The organism is Methanomassiliicoccus sp., from assembly GCA_012719175.1.
Classification (GTDB): Archaea; Thermoplasmatota; Thermoplasmata; order Methanomassiliicoccales; family Methanomassiliicoccaceae; genus UBA6.
Map to the genome: position 1 here is coordinate 23,572 of JAAYAX010000015.1, position 20,269 is coordinate 43,840.

Consider the following 20,269-nt stretch of genomic DNA (forward strand, 5'->3'; position numbering starts at 1 on the left):
CTGCACTTGGATCAGTTCCAGAACCTTCCGGGGACCCTTACCTCGACCTTATGCTCATAGCCCGGCACCCTCAGCACGGTGGTGTCACACACTGAGCGCAGGTGCTTCCACAGGTAGGATGAGGCGTAGTCGTCGACGTCCGCGGGCATGCTATCCAGCAAGCTGCGGGAGCATACCACGATGAGCCTCTCCCGGGCCCGGGAGAAAATGACGTTGGTGCGGTTCAGATCGAGGATGAACTCGGCGCTGCCGGTTATGGCCCCGGCATCGCTCTGGGTCCCGGAGACGATTATGGTCTCACACTCCCCGCCTTGAAGCCTTTCCACGGTGTCGATGAGCTTGAGGTGATACCTGAAGTCCTTTTCCAGCATGCTCCGGAGAAGGCCCCGTTGGGCGCGATGGGGCGTGATGACGGACACGGTGCCGGGGGGCACCTCGTGCTCCTCCACCCTCCAAGCATCCATGATATCGTGGATAAGCCGGGCTTCGAACAGGTTGCTCTTCCGCGAGCAGGACTCATCGTGTACCACCAGGTACACGCCCTTCTCGTGCCACAGGTCTGACAGGGAGGATATCTCTGCGTTCTTGATCTCCTGTTGCTTCCTCGACCTCAGCTTCACACCTTCCAACGCATAGACGCCGGAGATGAGGTGGGTGAGCTCGGGGGTGAGGCGATAGGTGACCGTGAGAGCCGACTTCCCTATCGCTCCCGGAGGCGTCCTGTTGCTCAAGCCGCTGACCGCCTGATAGCAGCTATGATGAGGGGCCAGGGCTGTCACCTGCTCCCTGCTCTCCTCCTCCCAGTCGTGAGAGGTGATAGGTGAGAGCTGCTTATGATCCCCCACCAGCATTATCTCTCCGTCCTCCGCCAACAGCGTCGCCAGGGCCAGGAAGTCGGGGAACACCATCATGCTGGCCTCATCGATCATGAGGCCGTCGGCACACATCGGGCTTGAGCGCTGGAAACGTTCCGCCATCTTCAGCAGCTCTCCCACCGTGCCGCAGAGGACCACATCCCCCCTCTCCATCTCTTCGCGGACCTTCATGTCATCCCAGGTCCCCACCTCCCCCTCCTTCGGCAGTGTGTCCCTGCTGACCAGGCGCAGGACCCTGTGGGGCAGGTGCTCTAGACCTGTCAGGTCCGCCTCCCGTAGGAAGCGCGGGGATGTATCACGGATGCGTGCAGTGAGCTCGTCAACGGCCGTGTGGGTGTTGGCCGAGAGCAGGAACAGCTTCCTCCTAGGCCTGGCGGCGAGGCGGGCGAGCACGGCCGCGGCGGCGGTGTTAGTCTTGCCGGTACCCGGCGGCCCCAAGAGGAGCTGCACGGTGCATTCGAGGCCGTCCATGCACGAGCGCAGTTGCACCTCGTCCAGACCATGTCCGTTCAGGTCCATGGTGGCGAGCACCGTCTGCAACCCAGCGAGAGTGGTATCGTTCATCCTCTCCCTCACAGGCACGGTGGGCCCCTGGGGATCGAACCAGCGGACTATGGGCGAAGCGCCGTGATCGTTGAGCCAGGCATCGACCCGGGCCCTGGCGTAGTTTGACAGGCTCTCTCCAACCAGCACCAGGTCGCCATCCTTCAGGTCCCTGCCGAAGGAGGGGAGAATGTACCGGCCTCTGACGGGATCGGACCGGCCGCTCCTGACGATGGCCGCCTGGAAGGCCCCCCTCTCGCGGTCTAGCACCTTCACCGTGGCGGTGACCCCTAGGCTGAGGAGCTCCCTGATGGTCTGGCTCCTCTCCACGTTCCCGGAGTATGGAGCGAGGCGCACGAAGCTGCCCTCGTCCAGGGTACAGGAGGCAAAGTAGGTCTGGGGATCGAGGCCGAAGAGCTCCAGGTCCACCTCCCCGCCCACATGTTCCTGGTCATGCTCCTCGTACCTGAACAGCCCCCGGAGTGGAAGGGCGGAGCCGTCGGCCACTCGCGCGGACGGCGACCTGAGGGAGTCGATGAGCCATGCCGCCCTTTTCACGTGATGGTCCAGTCTCAGGAAGTCCAGGCTGGCCTCGACGATGTCGTATCGGGAGGTGAAGTGTGTTCCGATATGCCTCAGCTCCCCCAGCGGGATAGGGGGCTTCTCGATGTGGTTGTTCGTGTACATTCTCTCCTCGATCCATCGGAGCGCCTGGCACTTGGCCAGGAGGAAAGCGGAGATCGTGGGCGCGGTCCCCCCGCGACGGTAGTCCTCCAGGGCCCGGGGCAGCAGGTTGTCCTTCCCCACCCTCCGCGGCAGGGCATCCCACATCGCATACCAGTAGGGGGCGTTGACGTCGGAGCTGTAGTAGGTGCGGACCTCGAAGAAGCCGCTCTGAGCCCCCGGGGCATCGCGGTCGCACCACTCCCCCTCAGGGTCCATGGCCAGTGCCGTGCGGAAGTCGAAGATGTCCCGACGCATCACATACGAAAGGTCCGTGGCCCTTCCGTTGACCGTTCTCGTCCAATGGAAGCGCGAGGAGCCGAACCAGCGCGCGGAGGTGGCGATGACCGGGCTGAGGCCGGTATATCCCACCGTGAACTTGTGCCTGATCTCGTCCACCAGGGGAGTGTAGATCGTCTGCTCCAGGTCCGCACGGCACTCCGCCCGGCATCCCAGAAGCTCAGTGAGATGATGCAGCAACGGGCCACCGCAGCGGTTGCAAGCGTCGATAAGGTGCCCCATGTCGCCCTGGGACCAGGTGTAGAGGTGCATGGGCCTCCATCCGCTACCGCCGGCCCGCACGATGGCGTCGACCAGCTCATCGAAGAAGCCACTGATCATCTCCCTCTCGGCCCTGTCGTCCTCGCCTACATCGCCGGTCCAGGCGCTCATGACCAGACGGACGACCTCCTGAGACCTCATGGCCGGCCCGTCCTCCTCCTTGCCTATGACCTCCTTGAGCTGGGGGTCGGGGGTGCGGTCACCGTCAATGGGGGTCAGAAGGGACCGCTCACTGTCGGTGACGTGGGCGGCCAGTCCCACCAGGCGGTCCTCGATGTAATCGTACTCCACGTCCAGGAAGACCCGCACCATACGCTCTCCCTCCGGGCTCACATGTGCGGGGAGAAGGCCTGGTCCAGGGTGCCCCATCGACATGACTCCGAAGTCACCCTGCTGGTTGCCGGACATGTTGGACCGCCGGGCCCTGGCGCGCACGATGAGGTTTCCAAGGTCGGAACTGAAACCGATGGTGCGCCGGAGCACGGCCGCGCTTTCTCCCTTTTGATCGAGGTCGGCCAGGTCATCGATGGTGGCGATGCCTGCCTGACGAAGCATGCGGACCTCCGAGGGATCTATGCCCAGCAGCTCCAGGCGCCTCCGGCGGGCGCTGTCGGGCATACAGATGGGGCAGTGCACACAGGCTCCGCACTTGGCGTCGAGGCGGTAGCTGAGGTCCTCCAGATCGGTTCGTGCGATGCGGGCCAGGGGACCGCTCTCAGAAAGAAGGTTGCGAAGGTCCCCCATCTCCTCCTCCAGGTCCAGCGAGTTCAGCCCCAGAGCGTCCTGGACCACGTTGGTCTCGGGATCTATGCGGGCGACCACCGACTCCAGGACCACGTCGGCATAGTGAGCTCCGCCCACCTCCAGCCCATGTTGTTCGAGGTGATCCCCCACCATCAGCCTGTACGCTCCCAGCTGGACGCGGTGGTATGTCTTGTCCCTGCGGCTGGCCTTGCACTCTACGATGCGCAGGACGGGCAGACCGTCCCGCCATCCCAGGATGAGGAAGTCCATCCTTCCGGATAGGATGAAATCACCAACCTCGCCCTCCATCTCCACCTCCCGGGCGAAGACCTCGGAGCCGGGCGCCGTTGCCCTCAGGGAGTCAAGGAAACTTTGCCAGGGGATCCGGCACTCCCCTTCCGGGGGGCAAGGGTTCAGCAGGCGGACCCTTTTCCGCAGGGATCGCTCCAGTTCCTCCTCCCTCTCCGTCCCGCGGACGGCCAGGATGGGATTCAGGGGGCCGCGCACCCGGCCGTAGAAAGGAAAGCGGCGGGCGATCTCGGACTTGTCCAGCCTCAGCTTGAAGCTGCGCTCGCAGCAGTGCTGATCGACATACTCGCCGATATCGGTCACAACCACCAGGCCCTTCTTGCCGCTCATCGCACGCCCTCAGGTGGCACCGGGGGTCCATCGTGACCTAGCCCGATGCCTGGAGACGCTAACGCATCCTCACCACTTGAACCTGATGAGCAGGTAGACCGCCAATCCCACGGCCAGTATGGAAACGCCCCAGCCTACCCATATCCACGTCTCGGAGGAGAACGGGGCCCATTGCGCATCCCCCACCACCACCGTGAGCTCGTTGGAGATGGAGACCCGGGACGAGGAGTCGGTCACGGTAAGGGTTACAGAATAGGAGCCGGGATTGTCGTAGGTATGGTTCACATCCCTCATGGTGCTGGTGGACCCGTCATCGAAGTTCCAATGGTAGAAGTATGGCCCCGTGCCACTGGAGACCGAGCTGGTGAAGGGCACGGTCAGGGGGGCAGGCCCAGTGCTGGATCCCTGCTGGATGATGACCTCAAGTCCGTCCTCCGAGGTCACCGTGATCTCGATGTCCTGCGACGTCGCCTCCTTCATGGAGGAGTCGGACACCTTCAGGTGCACGGTGTAGATCCCCGGTTCGGAGTAGTTATGCACAGGTTCCTCCTCCTCGCTGTAAGCCCCGTCGCCGAACGTCCAGTTGTATGAGATCGTTCCTGTGGCGTTCTCCACAACGCTGTAGAAGCTAACATCCAGCGGACCCATGCCGTAGGAGACGGAAGAGGAGATGCTGGTCTTAAGGTCCAGGGTCATGGACGCCACGATCCTCAGGTTGGGGGAGGTGGTCGTCCGGCCCTCGCTGTCGGTGACGTTCAGTTTCACGTTGTAGGTGGCAGGGTCCGTGTACTCATGAAAGGGCGACTCCTCGTTGCTGGTGGACCCGTCACCGAACTGCCATAGGTACGTGTACGGAGATACTCCGTACCGGGGTGTGGCACTGAAGGTGATGTTCAGGGGCACGGTGCCTGCGGTGGTGGAGGCGGTGATGTTCACCTGGAACGCCGGGGTGATCACAATACCGGCGCTGGTATTGGTGACCGTTCGGCCGTAGTTATCGGTAATGATGACCTCTGGAGAATAGGTGCCCGCCTTGGCGTAGACATGGTTGACCGAGCTTCCGGTGCCGGTGGTACCATCGTCAAAGTCCCACTCGTAAGTGTAAGGTGCGGTGCCACCCGTGACGTCGGCCGTGAGGGCGACATCCACCGGCGCCTGGGCCGTGGAGACGCTGGAGGTCACGTTTACGTCCAAGGCTGCGCTGGCGCAGACGAACGTGAAATCAAGGCTGGGGGTAAGCTCGTAGGGGTCGCCCTCCGTGCTTCCCGTGACCCTCACGGTGCCGCTATGAGGTCCTGGCGCCAGGTCGGAGGGGATGTCCACGGTATGGTTGAAGGTCCGGGTGTAAGGGAACGTTTTTATCTCCAGGATGCCAGAGAACAGCACGCCGGTGTAGCCCCAATCAGCATAGAACACTGTCACCTGGGTTATGTTCAGGGACGATATCTCAGAGCCAGGCGCTATGACCATGGTGTACTGACAGGGCACGGACTCCCCGGGAAAGACCTCCTGCGGCGAGGTCTCGTCCAGAGTCACAAAGTCCGGCCAAGCGCCTTGTACAGATGGCGTCACGAACGCCACGGTCGTCGTTAATAGTAAAATCGTGAGCACTAAGCTCCCTAGAACCTTATCGATCCGCGTTTCCCATCCCTCGTGCCATCAACGCACTTTTTTTAGATAATACTTACGAGAGTTGGCATCCTGGCCCAGTTAAGCACATGGCCAAGTTCGATGATCTAGCGTTGCGACAGACTCATGCTTCATAACGCTCCAACTCCCCCGGGCTCTTCCCAGATGCGGCGATCTGCGCCCTTGATCGGCCCGGCCGTCCTCACTGTCCGCTCACCGAACAAGTCCAGCTACCGCCGTGTTATCTGCGTTAACGTACACAGCCTACTTCACGCGCGCCTGTACGAGCCGTGATGTATGGTGAGCTGAAAGGTGGCCCCGTTCCCGTCCTCCCCGACCTCCTGTATGAGTATTCCGGTGATCGCCAGGATCTCCTTGGAGAGGAACAGGCCCAGACCGGTCCCCTTGCCGAAGCCTTTGGTGAAGAGCCTCTCCCGGTCCTCCTGAGATATCCCTACTCCATTGTCCTGGAACGTGAGCAGCATGTCGCTACCTTCTCTCCTGGCGTCTAGGACGATGCGTAGAGAGTCCTTACGGCCAGAGTACTTCACGCTGTTGTCCACAAGGTTGCGGAAGACCATGGCCAGCATGGGGTCCGCCAGGACGCTCAAACCTTTCAGGCCGGGGCCTACCTCGATGGTCCCGGTGCCGTCCAGCTTGGGGAGTTCCTGCACGATGTCCTCCATCGATTGCCAATGAGGGACCGTGGAACCCATCCTCTCATAGTCCTTGGTGAAGTCAATCTGCCTGCTCACGTTGTGTATCGACCCCTCGACCTTCTTGAGCCGCTCCAGGACCGCGGGGTCCTCCGTCCTCATCATGGCCAGCTCCAGGTTCGCGCTCTGGATCTGGAGCTGGTTCTTGATATCATGGCGGGTGATGCTTCCCAGGAGGTCCAGCTTCTGCCTCGCCTTCAGGTATCTTATCTCGGCCTGCTTGTACCGGGTGATGTCCTGGTTGACACCGAAATCCCTGACCCTTGCTCCCCTCTGGTCCCTGAAGGAGTAGGCGCAGATGAGGATGTGCCGCACCTCCCCGTCTCGACGTATTATGCGGTGCTCCAGTTCCCGGTAGTCATCGTAATAGGAGGAGGAGAAGGTCTTGGTGCGGAAGTTCTCCTGCACCCGCGGAAGGTCGTCAGGATGCACGAACTCTCGGATGTAGGTCTCCGCCAGCATATGGTAGCCACCCTCCCTTTGGGCATCGGTGGCTAATAGCTTGTAGAAGCGATCGTTGAAGGTGTAGGTCCTGGTCCTCACGTCGTACTCCCAGGATGCGATGTCCGCCATGTCCATGGCCATAGACAGATGGGCCATGGTGGCCCTCAGCTCTTCCTCCACCCTCTTCCGAGCTGTGATGTCACGGAAGAGTACCATGTCCTGGGGCTCGTCCTCCTCCGCTTCCTCCAGGGAGGCTACGGTTATGTGTCCCCAGACGATATGGCCGTCCTTGCGGATGTACCTCTTCTCCACATCATAGGTACTCCTCCTGCCTGCCAGGTACTCCTCCCGGAGGTCCATCCCCACCTCGAGGTCATCGGGATGGGCGAGATCGAAAAGGGACATTTGGCTCAGCTCCGAGCGGGAGTGCCCGAAGAACCTCACCAGCTCATCGTTGAACTCCTTGGGCGCACCATTGCGGTCAGTGATGGCGATCCCCACCGCCGCCTCGTTGAAGACGGCGCGGAACTTGCTCTCGCTTCGACGCAGCGCATCCTCCGACCTCACATGATCGGTCATATCGGTAACGTAGGCCAAGACGCCCTTGCCGTCGGGGAGGTCCACCTGGGTGAAGGCCACGTGAACGGGGAAACGGGTGCCGTTCTTGCGTACTCCGATGAACTCGGTCTCCGGCCTCCGGTACGGCCGATGCCCTGGACGCGTCATCAGGTCCGCGTCCTGGGGCCGGCCGGACTGTGCGATCATGTCCTCAACCGGGCGCTCCCCGATATCATTGGCATCGTCGTAGCCGAACAGGTCCAGGTGCCGGCGGTTGGCATAGGAGACGAGGCCCTCCTGGATCATCATGATGGCGACGGGGGCGTCCTCGATGATGGAGCGAAAACGCTCCTCGCTCCTCCGAAGGTCGAGCTCATTACGGTGACCGATGACCGCCTTCTTCACCTTGTGCTCCAGCTCCATGAACTGGGAGACGGGGTCCCCGCCCTTCTGAACGTAGAAGGTGACTCCGTAGTTCAGCGCCTCGATCACGACCTCCTCGCGGCCCTTGCCGGTGAAGAGGATGAAGGGGATGCTTGTATCCATGGCCCGCACGCTCTTGAGGAGCTCGATGCCGTTCATCTCCGGCATCTGGTAATCAGAGATTATGGCCTCGTACGAGTTCTCCCTCATCAGCCTCCCCACGTCCAGAGCGGAGAGGGCGGTGTCCACATGCAGGTCCCCTGAGCGTTCCAGAAATGACTTCCCCACATCCAGGAGCCCCGCCTCGTCATCGACATAGAGGACCCGGTACATCCAGCGATACAATGGGTTGGTCATTTATCTAGATAGTGAAAAAAAGTGAGCATGCTACATATCGTTCTCTATGTTACCAGACCTTTGATGGCTCCTCTTGGCCGAGCTTGGAGAGGGTTCCGGGAACGTTCACGTACTTGAACTTCCCATCGGGGACGAACATCTCGAACCTCACCCCTCGCCCGGGCTCTCCCGTCTCCCTGATGGTGATGCCAGTGATCGCCAGGATCTCCTTGGAGAGGAACAGGCCCAGACCGGTCCCTTTCCCGAACCCCTTGGTGAACAGCTCTTGCTTCTCCTCATGGGGTATGCCTACCCCGTCGTCCTCATATGATAGGACGATACCCCCGTCCCTCTCCATGCAATCGACGGTGATGGTCATGGGGCCGCCTCCGTACAGTAGGCTGTCCTCCACCAGATTGTGGAAGACACGGATCAGCATGGGGTCCGCCAGGACCTGCAGACCGGCTATCCCCTTGCCAATGAACAGGGCCTTTGCCGGCCGTTGCTCCTGCACGCACCTAACGATCTCCTCTATAGGCTGCCACTGCGGCAGGGCTGTGCCCATGCGCTGATAGACAGAGGTGAAGTCCATCTGTTCCTGGACGATGTTCACCGAACGCTCCAAGCGGCCGATCCTCTTCAGCTGCTCAGGGTCGGTGATGGTGGACCTCATCAGCTCCAATGTCGAGGTCTGTATGAGGATCTGGTTCTTGATGTCATGATGGGTCAGATCGCTCAAGAGATCAAGCTTCTGGCGGGACCTGCGCACCTCCTCCTCGGCATTCCTCATCTCGGTGATGTCCTGGTTGATCCCGAAGATCCTCCTGTGCTTGCCGTCCTCGCTCTGCCAGTTAGCGGACCGCACGAGGATGCGGCGCACCTCGCCATCGCGCCGCAGGATGCGGTGCTCGAACTGAAAGTAACCGATGGGGGGTGTAGAGAGCATGCTGTTACGGGAGTTCACCCTGACGAGATCATAGTCCTCAGGGTAGACGAACCTATGGAAGTACTCTATGGAGGACATTTGATATCCGCCCTCCCTTTGGGCATCGGTGGCGTAGATCCGGTAGAACTGGTCGTTGAAGGTGAAGGTGGAGGTATCAAGGTCCAGCTCCCAGGACGCCAGGGTGGCCATGTCCAGGGCCATGGACAGCTGCCCCATCGTGCTCCTTAGCCTCTCCTCCGCCCGCTTGATCTCGGTTATGTCCTGGGTTACGCCGAAGCCCATGGACCTCTTTCCGTTCTCGTCCTTCACGGAGATGGACCTAACGATGATGTGTCGTTTCTCTCCGTCCCGGCGGATGATGCTGTGCTCTATTTGCAGGAAATCCTGGCCATATTCGGGCTGACTAACGGCGCTCATGACCTCGACAAGACGGGGCACCTCCTCAGGAGGCACGAACGTCTCGACATAATCCTTGGCGGCCATGCGGTAGCCGCCCTCCCTCCCCGCGTCCGTGGAATAGAGCTTGTAGAACCGGTCGTTGAAGAGGAACGTACCGGTCATGGGATCGAACTCCCACGAGGCCAGGCCGGCCATGTCTATGGCCATGGACAGCTGCCCCATGGTCCCCCGGAGCTCCTCGTCGGTCTTCTTGCGCTCTGTGATGTCGGTGATGAAGGTCAGGACCGCGGGCGCATCGGAGATGGTGACCTGCGCCGCCGTGACCTGTATGGGGAACTGGGTCCCATCCCTTCGCCATCCCAGGAACTCGACCTCGAAGGGCAGGGAACCACGATCCATGCCTTGAGGAGGTCTCCATGCCTTCATTCCCCTATCGGGGGAGGTGATGAAATCGCATAGTGAGAGGCCGGTGTACTCCTCCGGCCTGGTGTAGCCGAAGATCTCTCGGTGCAGGGGGTTAGCGTACGTGATGACACCATCCTGCAGGATGGCGATGGCCACAGGGGCGTTCTCGATCAGGGAGCGGAACCTGACCTCGCTCTTCTTGAGGGCCATCTCGGTCTTGTGGCCCACGATGGCGTTCTTCACCTTATGCTCCAGCTCCTTGAACTGGGAGATGGGGTCCCCTCCCTTCTGGACGTAGAATGTGACGCCGTTGTTCAGCGCCTCGATGACGACCTCCTCGCGGCCCTTGCCGGTGAAGAGTATGAACGGAAGGTCCTTGTACGCATCACGAACCCGCTTGAGAAGCTCGATGCCGTTCATCTCGGGCATCTGGTAATCTGATATGATGGCATCGTACCGCTCCTCCTCCATCCGCCCCTCGGCCTCATGGGCCGAGAGGGCCGTGTCCACCTTAAGGTCCCCGGACATCTCCAGGAACACCTGCGCTATCTCAAGGAGGCCACATTCATCATCGACATAGAGGACACGATACATCCGGCACCACAGACTTCGCCATGCAAAAACCTGAGGATATTTATAAGGTTAAGGAAATAGGTATTGCATCTGATACCCTGGGGACCAAAGATGCTGGTTATTAATAAGGAGCGCCCCCCTTGCAGATGGTCACCTGTTCCATATATCTATAATGACAACATCATTCATACCAACAATTGAATCGCCAAGGTCAAATATTGATGAGTGCAATCGATGATGTCGTGGTCGTGCAGCCCGGGATCGTGACCTGCTCTCGATGCGGTAACGTCGTGAGCAGCTCCTACAAATATTGCCCCATGTGCGGAGCGATCCCGCTGGTGCCCAGGTTCGAGCCCACGCCGGTGAGCGTTTGCCCGGGGTGCGGTATCCTGAACCCCTCGGGAAGCAACTACTGTGCCCGATGCGGCTCCAGCATGAGGGTGCCGGTGAACCCGACCCCGATGCCGCAGCGTCAGAGCAGAAGGGGCATCGTCGTGGTGGCCGTGCTGTTGGTGGTGGCCGTGCTCATCCTATCCATGATGATGGTTAACATCCTGAATATGACCGGCTCCAACACCACAATGGGCTCAGGGGAGTCTAACTTCGTCTGGCACTACGGCGGTGACACCTTCAGGCTGAAGGTGGACATACCCACCGACCTCTATCTGGAGTATGAGCGGGACTCCATCAGGAGGTATGCGCTCAACATCAACGATGCCGTGGAGTTGAGCAAACGGTATGTGACGACCGACGAGACCATAGTCACCAACATATCCTCCATGCTCTACAACCGGTCCATGGCACTGGGATTGGACGATGAGGCCAAGATCAACTTCGTACTATCATTCGTACAGTCCATACCGTACGTAGAGGATGAGGCCAGCGTGTCCCTGGACGAATATTGGCGGTTTCCGGTGGAGACCCTCTACGACAATCAAGGCGATTGCGAGGACAAGTCCTTCCTCTTCGCCTCTTTGATGGAGTCGATGGGGTTCGATGCGGTCATCCTGATCTTCGATTCCCATGCGGCAGTGGGGGTCGAATGCTCCGGCGTTTATGGGAGCTACTACAGCTATGAGGGGAACAAGTATTACTACTGCGAGACCACCGCTGAAGGTTGGGCCATCGGCGATATCCCTGACCAGTACGGGGCCGCGGACATAGCTCAGGTGAGCTGAGGTTTCGTTCGGCCCATAGCTCGCGGCAGCATCCGGGAATCAGTTTCATCTATCATGGGGTGCATCATATCGGCAGGTTCGATAGGGGTCTCGATGAATGACAGGAGCATGCTGGTGGTCTGGGTCGTGGCGACCATCATCATTTTCAGCCTTATAGCCGCATGGGCCTTGACCAGCCTTCCCAGCAGGGACGAGGATGGTGACGGACATCCCGATTCCCAGGACGCATTCCCCAAGGACGCATCGGAGTGGTCGGACAGCGACGGTGATGGAATAGGCGACAATGCTGACCTGTCCCCCTTCAAGGACAGCGATGGGGATGGGTACGATGATCCCGTGGATGCCTTCCCTTACGATAAGAACGAATGGAAGGACGACAACAGCAACGGCATAGGGGACAACTCGGACCCTCCCACCGCGGACACGGACGAGGACGGCTATGGGGACAACGTCGACCTTTACCCTAATGCCGACATGGGGTTCATGTTCAACATCTCCAGCGTAGTGATCCTCGATGAGGTGGACTATCTGGCCGAGAATGGGGATGTGTACTTCTACTTGAAGATCAACGGCGTGCTGCAGAACCGCATAGATAACTTGGGCGAGCCTTGGAGTTGCCACATCGGAAGAGAGATCACCATAAGTGAGTCCTTCCGGTTCAACGTCGACGATAACCGGCGGTACACCTACATCGAGCTGACCATGTTCGACGAGGATATTCTGGAGGATGATGTGCTGGACATCAATGGGCGTACCTCTGCGGGACGCACCCTGTCGATCGTCTACGACATCGTCAACCGCACCTGGATCGGCAATGACGTCAATGGGCGTGCCGACGGTTCCCTGGACGGTTCCGGGTCCAAGGACGATAATGACGCGGCCCTGTCCTTCGACATCCAGCTGGTCACGATAGATCCTAACCACATCTACACATGGACGTACAAGAGCACGGCACACACGCTCCAGGTCTCGATCCCGCCCAGGTCCTACGCCGCCTATCGCAACAGCGATGTGGCCCGTTACTACTATTACGGCTACGAGAGCAGCGATGTGCAGCAGTTCGTCACTTCGAACGACCCCATTGTCATTGACGTCGCGAACAAACTGAGGCAAATGGCCAACAGCCGGGGTTACACCGAGGTGGAGACCATCAATTTCGTGCTCCGCTTCTGCCAGACCATGAAATATTCTTATGACAACGCGTCCATGGATGCTGATGAGTACTGGCGGTTCCCGGTGGAGACCCTCTATGACGAGACCGGCGACTGCGAGGACACCTCCTTCCTGTTCTCCTCGATCTCCGAGGCCATGGGTTATGATGCATCGATACTTCTGTTCCCTGGCCATGCGGCGGTGGGGGTGGCGTCCGATGATGCCACGGGAACCTACGTCCGGGGCAGCAACAACGTTCGATACTACTATTGCGAGACCACCTCTCCAGGTTGGGAGATGGGCGAGCTCCCGCAAGAGCTTGAGGGGCAGGAAGTGGACGTCGTCCTGGTGAGCTGATTGCTCCGGTTTCCGGCGGACAACGATCGTCCGCCTGTGGCATGTAGAATGTGATCGCTGATCCTTCCATTCATTGTTAAGGGGGTCCTACCCAGGTGCGATATTCAATCAATCAGGCTATCTTTATATTTTAAGTCCGATATCATTCGTGATGACTAGGCATTATATTATTTATATTGTCTAAGGGACTCGCGATGCCCAGGCTAAAAAGGGATTGGGGAAGACCTGAGCATGTGGGCGTTCATACTTTGCATCATCTATGTTATTTTCGCCTTCGCCTGCCTCGCCGTCCTCATAGCCCTTTACGATAGGCGACCGTTGCGGATAAGGTCCGGACTGGTGATGTTGCCGGCCTGCGCTCTGATATCGGTCGGCGCCATTCTGCAGATGTTCCTACCCTACCAAGGCACCCTCCAGGTTCTCTACTATTTTAACGTCCTGATGTTTGTCGTCGTCTACACTGGCTTCATATTCTTCGTGGGCGAGTTCACGGGCCGCTTCGACCCCCTGGAGAGGAAGAACCTGGCCCTCATTCTGATCGTCCCAGTTCTAGCCGCGTTCTCTATCATCACCGATAACTGGCTACACCTCTGGAACTCCAATTTCTACCTATCTACGCTGCCCGACTACGAGGTCCCCTTCCTCCTGTGGGATTTCTCGTACATGAACATAGTGTGGTCTATCTTCTGCTTCGCCTCGGGGGCCGTGCTCCTGTACTATCTGAGCAGAACATTGCACAGGACAGGTAACTGGATCTTGCTCGCCGTGTTCTACCTTGGTGCCGCCATGTGCGTCACCTTGAACATAATGGCGTTCTTCACAGTGGACCTGATGGTCATGCCCGTCGATGGCCTAACCTTTACTCTGGGAATCCTGTCCTTCTACATCAGTGCCTTGGTCTTCGGTATGTTCGACATCGCGCCTGTGGCCCGCAAGAAGATGTTGGACCTGATGAAGGATGCCATTTTCGTCCTGGACTCGGAGGGTATGATAAACGACGTCAACACCAGCGGTCTGAAGCTCCTCCGCAGGGAAAGAAAGGATGTCATCCTCCAGAAGTCCGATATCCTCCTAGAAAGGTTCCCCGCCCTGGATCACTTTCTAAAGGAACCGGAAGAGAAGGGGGAGACGGAGTTCAAGGATGTCGATGATCGCACCTTCGAGGCCAAGGTGAGCGTCTTCGATTACGGGAGGATGAAGAAGACTGGGCGGATGCTTGTCCTCAAGGATGTCACGCTGAGCAGGCAGATAGAGAAAAAATTCCGCGAGGCTGAGTTCCAGATGAAGCTGGCCGATACCAACCGGAGATACAGGACCATCATCGAGAACCAGACCGAGGCCATCCTGACCTTCGACAGGAACGGCCAGATCACATTCTTTAACCCCGTCTTCGAGAGGATCGCGGAGAGGAGCACCAAGCAGATGGCCGATTCGAGGATCGGTGACCTGCTGAGCGAGGATGACGACAGGGCGTTGTGGGATCGGATAGAGAAGGCCACTCCCGAAGCCCCGGTCTTCCACTTCGAACACGTCGTCAGCCTCCTCGACGGGTCAGACATGTGGATCCATTGGCAGGGGAAGGTCCACTTTTCCGAGAGCGGAGAGCTGACCGAGGTCCAGACGGCCGGCATCGATATCACGGAAAAGAGGAAGAAAGAGGCCGAATACCAGGCCATCGTGGAATGCCAGAAAGAGCTGATCGTGCGCCGGCAGAGGGGGGGAACCATAACCTTCGCCAACCAAGCTTTCTCCGAGTTCTACGGGATCCCCAACGAGAAGCTGATAGGGAGCACTTTCTTCCCTTCGGTAGACGAGGAAGACAACCTGAGATTCCGGGAGGCGCTGAGGTGCCTCACTCCTGGACTTCCGGACAGCGACCCTGTGAAGCTCAGGATCCTCCGGGGGCAGGACGATCTCAGGACCACCGAGTGGAGACTCCGGGGCATCTTCGATTCCAAGGGCCAGATGGTGGAGTATCAGACGGTGGGCAATGATATCACAGAGAAGTTGCGGATGGAGCAGGAGCTCAATAAGACGCAGAAGTTGGAGTCCCTGGGGGTTTTGGCAGGGGGCATCGCCCATGACTTCAACAATCTGCTGACGTCAATAATCAGCAACATCGAGGTGGCGGCCAAGGACATCCCCTCGGGAGAGCGAAGCAGGTATCGTCTGGAGGAGGCCGTCCGATCTGCATTGAACGCCAGGAACCTCACCCAGCAGCTCCTTACATACTCCAAGGGAGGTAAGCCCGTGAAGGAGCCGACCGACCTGGGGGAGCTCCTCCAGAAGACCATCGAGTTCACCTTGACCGGCACCAATGTGAGGGCCGATTACCGCATCGCCGAAGACCTCCGCCCGATAAGTGCGGACCGCTTCCAGATCGAGCAGGTGATCAATAACCTGATCATCAATGCGGTGCAGGCGATGCCGGAGGGGGGCAAGATCTTCGTCAAGGCCTCCAATTCCGACAGGTACTTCCGCTCGCTCGACAAGGAGGGGGGCCAAGGGTTCATCAAGGTAAAGATCACCGATCAGGGACCGGGGATCCCCGCCGACGTACTGGGCAAGATCTTCGACCCTTTCTTCACCACTAAGGACAACGGAACCGGGCTGGGGCTGTCGACCGTGCAGTCCATCGTCAAGAACCACGGGGGATTCATCGACGTGGAATCGGAGCCCGGGTTGGGAACGTCATTCAACATCTATCTCCCGACCAGCAATGCTCCGGCCATTTCGGCACCGGAGGCGGTGGGGAGCGAGGGGCAAGTCAGGGCTTCCAGGATCCTCATCATGGACGACGAGGAGGCCATCCTGGAGGTCCTCTCCACCATCCTCATGGACCTGGGTCACAGTGTGGAGATGGCCCGGACAGGAGAGGAGGCCATCGAACAGGTCTCACGTTCGCTGACCGAAGGCAGGCTTTTCGACCTTCTCATCATGGACCTGACCATCCGGGGAGGGATGGGGGGCAAGGACGCCATCCAGGAGATCCTCAAGTTGGACGGAAGCGTCAAGGCCATGGTATCCAGCGGCTATTCCAACGACCCGGTGATGTCCGAGCCCCGGAAGTACGGGTTCATCGATTTCCTTCCCAAGCCCTATTCCATCCAGGACCTGAAGGACAAGCTGGCGCGGCTCCTCCTCTAGTAATTAGTCATTATGCCATTATCGGAGCGCGCCTCGTTCCCCGTTAGTACGGCCGTTGACCACATTTATCCATCCGTTTGTATTATCTTTCATGATAACATACCCGGTGCTGCACCGTTGAGGGATGGGGGACGTGCTAACGCCGGTGCTATCGCATCGGTGGGTAATAGCACGGATTGCAGGTGATTCAAAATGTCCATGGAGAGAAGATACTGTAAGGCCAGAAAGAGCATGGCAGTCGCCGTGACCGTCCTGGTCTTCCTGGGCTCCTTCGTCATGACGGCACCTCCGGCCGCAGCCTGGGTGTATGACGATCCCCTTACGAGCAGCTATGTGAAGATCACGTCGGGCAGTGGTTCATTCAGCAGCCTCTCGACCAGTTCAAAGCAGATATATGTTGATAGCGGCGAGAGCATCTACGGTTCGATCGTGCTGGAAACCCATAACAGCATGTCCGCCACCGATAAGGCGCCGCTCATCGGCACTACAAGTTGGGGATCGCATAGTTCCAGCTATTGGGAGATAGAGAATTGGATCTCCACGGGCACCAACAGCTACGTGTCCAGCAACATAGCCGTCAATGCACCCACCGCCGCGGGCACCTACTACCTCATATTTGCTTTCGGTGCGGAGTATACAGGCGCGCAGCTGGCCTCCTGCACCAATTGGAGGTATGCAGATGTCCATGGGGAGATATGGAACGACGGTAACGATATCGCCCAGCTGTCGGCCGCCAAGATCTCACAGATGCAGTCTTCTGGACGGACGACCGTCAACTACCTATTCGATCAAGGATCCCAGAGCTGGACCATACCAGGTGACGCGGTCACCGTGGTGGTCTCGGATGCAGGGACCATCCCATCTCCCTTCTCCACCAGCCAGATCACTCTGGGATCTGGTACGGAGTCCTTCTCCACCATCTCGCAGAGCAACAAGCAGATCACCGTCGCTCCCGGAAGTCGCCTGACCGGGAGCATTAGCGTCGATGCTAGGAACAACATGGGTTCCAGCGCCGGACCGTTGGTGGCCACCTCCACCTGGGGCACTAGCAGCTCTTCGTACTGGGTCATCCGTAACGAGGTCACTCCGGGAACGGCCCAGTACACTACCAGCGGCATATCGATGATCGCTCCCAGCAACCCCGGGACCTACTATATCATCATAGCATTCAGCGATGAGTATGACGGGGCGCAGGTAGCATCCTGCACAAGTCAAGGATATGGTGACGGCAGTGCCGTATGGGACGATGGTAATGACCTCGCGGACCTATCCTCCGCTCAGATCTCCAGCGCCCAGACGAACGGAAGGGCGAGCGTGCAATATCTTTTCGCGGGCGGTCTCCAGCAGTATGTCATCCCGGTGGCGGCCATCACCATCATCGTGAAAGGCAGTGTGGTGACACATCTGGATGATCCCTTGACGCAAAGCTACGTGAAGATCCAATCGGGAACTGGTTCCTTCAGTTCTGTAACGACCACCAACAAGCAGATCGTGGTGGAACCGGGAGCGGCGCTCACGGGTTCCGTGGCCATGCTCGCCAAGAACGATCTGAAGAGCACCGATGCAGCTCCTCTCGTCGGTCTGACGAGCTGGGGCTCGCACAGCAGCAACTTCTGGAGCATCAACAATTGGATCTCCACAGGCACCAACAGCTACGTGTCCAGCAACATAGCCGTCAACGCCCCCTCCTCCGAAGGTACTTACTACCTGATCTTCGCGTTCAACGCAGAGCTCAACGGTGCCCAGGTCGCGTCCTGCACCAACTGGAGGCATGAGGGCGGCGTGGTGTGGAACGATGGCAATGACATTGCCAGCTTCTCCTCGCATAAGATAGCGGAGATACAATCGAACGGGCGGACAACGGTCAGCTACCTGTTCACGACCTGGTCCCAGGAATGGACCGTGCCTTCTGATGCCATTAAGATAGTGGTCGCCGACGAGAAGGAGGGAGTTGCGCTCCTGGGCACGATCTCCGGCAGGGTGGTTTATTCCAACGCTGATCCAGTGGGAGGGGCCAGCGTGGTATTGTCCAGCGGGTCCACGGTGCTGACCGATACCGATGGATGGTTCTCGATCGACCTGTCACCCGGCAGCTACGATCTCACCTTGCGGAAGACGGGTTGCGAAGAAAGGCATGTCCAGGTGGCCGTAGGGACCGGACAGTCCCTGAACATGGGGGAGATCGTAATGCAGGAGGTGTCCACGACCTCAGACCCTACCTCGTCCCAGCTTCTTCCTTGGGCTTTCGGAGGGATGATCCTGGTGGGTGTGGTCCTGGCTGCCCTGCTACTCGTCCAACGCAGGGGGCGATAGACCATCTCCCTTCCTTTTTTTCCAACATCAAAAATGGAGCCTCTGCTATCGGATCGGATGCGCTCGGTCGCCTAGGTCGTCCCTTTTGTTGTGGAGATGAAGCCGAAGCGGCGATGGTCCGATGTGCCTCCCGGGCAGCAGCTCCATGGTAAGATCCCATCGCTCCATGAACGCATCGCCGTGAGAGCATCCCGTCATAATCATAGCGGATCAGTGGCAGGCGACCGTCGAGTTCTGTTCCGTTATGTCCTGGCAGACCCCCTCTATGGTGAGGGTCCTGCCACCATCGTCCTTGAGGAAGTTGAGACGTATCACGAAAGTACGGACGGACCCGTCCCGCCTTATCACCCGATACTTGTACTGAAGATATGGATAGGGGTGACCGCTGGCATAGTCATTGTTCTCGATCTCCGCAAGCCGCTCGCGGTCATCTGGATGAACGAACTCCTGAAGGTAGGTATCGCGGGACATGAGGTAACCCCCCTCCTTCTCCGCGGTGGTGCCGAAGAGAGCGAAGAACTGGTCGTTCAGTTCCATGGTACGGGTGCCAAGGTCGTACTTCCAGAATGCGATGCTCGCCATTTTCATGGCCATGGTAAGGCGGCTCAGATTCTCCTGGGACCTCTCTTCAGCCCTCTTGCGCTCGGTTATGTCAGTGAACACTGCCAGATGGCCCGGTCCGTCCTCGAGGTTGATGCTCGCAACTATAAGATGGAAGGGAAAGTGCGTACCGTCCTTCCGTAGCCCCATGAGTTCCGTTTCAATAAGGATCGTGCCGGCCTCGCTATCGGCTGGTAATAAGGGGCCCTGGTCCCGTTGGGAGGGCTCCAGGAGGAGGTTGAAGTCCATCTTCAAGAATTCGGCCTTGTCTTCGTAGCCGAACATGTGCATGAAGCGCTGATTGGCGTACAGGGCCTTCCCGTGCCTTCCCACCCCCAAGGCCACGGGGGCGTCCTCGATGATAGAGCGAAAACGCTCCTCGCTCTGGCGGAGAAGCATCTCGGAGCGGTGCCGGGAGATCGCCTGCCTGAGGTGATGCCGCAGCTCGGCGAACTGGGAGATCGGGTCCCCGCCCTTCTGTAAATAGAAGTCAGCGCCGTTGTTCAGCGCCTCGATGACGACCCCCTCGCGGCCCTTTCCGGTGAAGAGGATGAACGGTATCCCCTTGTGCTTGTCCCTCACCATCTTCAGAAGCTCGATCCCGTTGATCTCCGGCATCTGGTAGTCTGATATCACCGCATCGTACTCCTTGCTTGACATCAAGGACATGGCCTCCTTTCCGGACAGCGCGGTGTCCACCTTGGCGTCTCCGGACTGCTCGATGAATATCTTACCGATCTCCAGAAGACTCATCTCATCATCAACGTACAGGATTTGGAGCATCAAGGACCACCGATTTCTTCATGATAGGCTTACAGGTTCAATATGCCTTTTATGGTCATCCAGATGATTCTAATTATTTAATTCTATATTAACATTTAACCACGAACCCTTCCAGAACGTGGAGGGAACAGCCTTCGAGCGGACCATGAGGCTGGTCCTTTTTGCTCACGGTGAATCTGCGGTGGGCCGGGGTCGATTAGGCTGGCGACACCGGTCAGATCTGCC

At 58.8% G+C, this 20,269-nt stretch carries 9 protein-coding genes; 4 read left to right on the top strand and 5 right to left on the bottom strand.

Features of this window, described 5'->3' with window-relative positions; translation table 11 throughout:
• Window positions 1-11: 11 nt before the first annotated feature.
• The 4 genes from GXX95_11580 to GXX95_11595 all read right to left on the bottom strand — a co-directional run bounded on the left by GXX95_11580 (window position 12) and on the right by GXX95_11595 (window position 10,535).
• Window positions 12-4,085, bottom strand: coding sequence for an AAA family ATPase (locus tag GXX95_11580; GenBank protein ID NLT38773.1), 4,074 nt, complete (start codon window positions 4,083-4,085; stop codon window positions 12-14).
• A 69-nt stretch (window positions 4,086-4,154) separates the two neighbouring features.
• Complete coding sequence (locus GXX95_11585) at window positions 4,155-5,666, bottom strand: PKD domain-containing protein (protein NLT38774.1); 1,512 nt, start codon at window positions 5,664-5,666, stop codon at window positions 4,155-4,157.
• A gap of 317 nt (window positions 5,667-5,983) precedes the next feature.
• The gene (locus GXX95_11590; GenBank protein ID NLT38775.1) at window positions 5,984-8,188 is read right to left on the bottom strand and encodes a PAS domain S-box protein; all 2,205 of its coding nucleotides are present in this window, start codon (window positions 8,186-8,188) and stop codon (window positions 5,984-5,986) included.
• Between the two features lie 73 nt (window positions 8,189-8,261).
• The gene (locus GXX95_11595; protein NLT38776.1) at window positions 8,262-10,535 is read right to left on the bottom strand and encodes a PAS domain S-box protein; all 2,274 of its coding nucleotides are present in this window, start codon (window positions 10,533-10,535) and stop codon (window positions 8,262-8,264) included.
• Between the two features lie 200 nt (window positions 10,536-10,735).
• On the opposite strand from GXX95_11595, the gene GXX95_11600 reads away from it, so the two are divergent.
• The 4 genes from GXX95_11600 (at window position 10,736) to GXX95_11615 (ending at window position 18,661) form a co-directional block, all read left to right on the top strand.
• Window positions 10,736-11,692: a zinc ribbon domain-containing protein gene (locus tag GXX95_11600; GenBank protein NLT38777.1), complete on the top strand. Its 957-nt coding sequence runs from the start codon at window positions 10,736-10,738 to the stop codon at window positions 11,690-11,692.
• 93 nt (window positions 11,693-11,785) lie between these two features.
• Complete coding sequence (locus tag GXX95_11605; GenBank protein NLT38778.1) at window positions 11,786-13,201, top strand: hypothetical protein; 1,416 nt, start codon at window positions 11,786-11,788, stop codon at window positions 13,199-13,201.
• A 231-nt stretch (window positions 13,202-13,432) separates the two neighbouring features.
• Window positions 13,433-16,348, top strand: a complete 2,916-nt coding sequence (locus GXX95_11610) for a PAS domain S-box protein (GenBank protein ID NLT38779.1) — start codon at window positions 13,433-13,435, stop codon at window positions 16,346-16,348.
• 192 nt (window positions 16,349-16,540) lie between these two features.
• The gene (locus GXX95_11615; protein ID NLT38780.1) at window positions 16,541-18,661 is read left to right on the top strand and encodes a carboxypeptidase regulatory-like domain-containing protein; all 2,121 of its coding nucleotides are present in this window, start codon (window positions 16,541-16,543) and stop codon (window positions 18,659-18,661) included.
• Between the two features lie 210 nt (window positions 18,662-18,871).
• Here GXX95_11615 and GXX95_11620 read toward each other — a convergent pair whose 3' ends face one another.
• Window positions 18,872-20,044 (bottom strand): PAS domain S-box protein, encoded by a 1,173-nt coding sequence (locus GXX95_11620; protein ID NLT38781.1) that lies wholly within the window; start codon window positions 20,042-20,044, stop codon window positions 18,872-18,874.
• Between the last annotated feature and the right edge of the window lie 225 nt (window positions 20,045-20,269).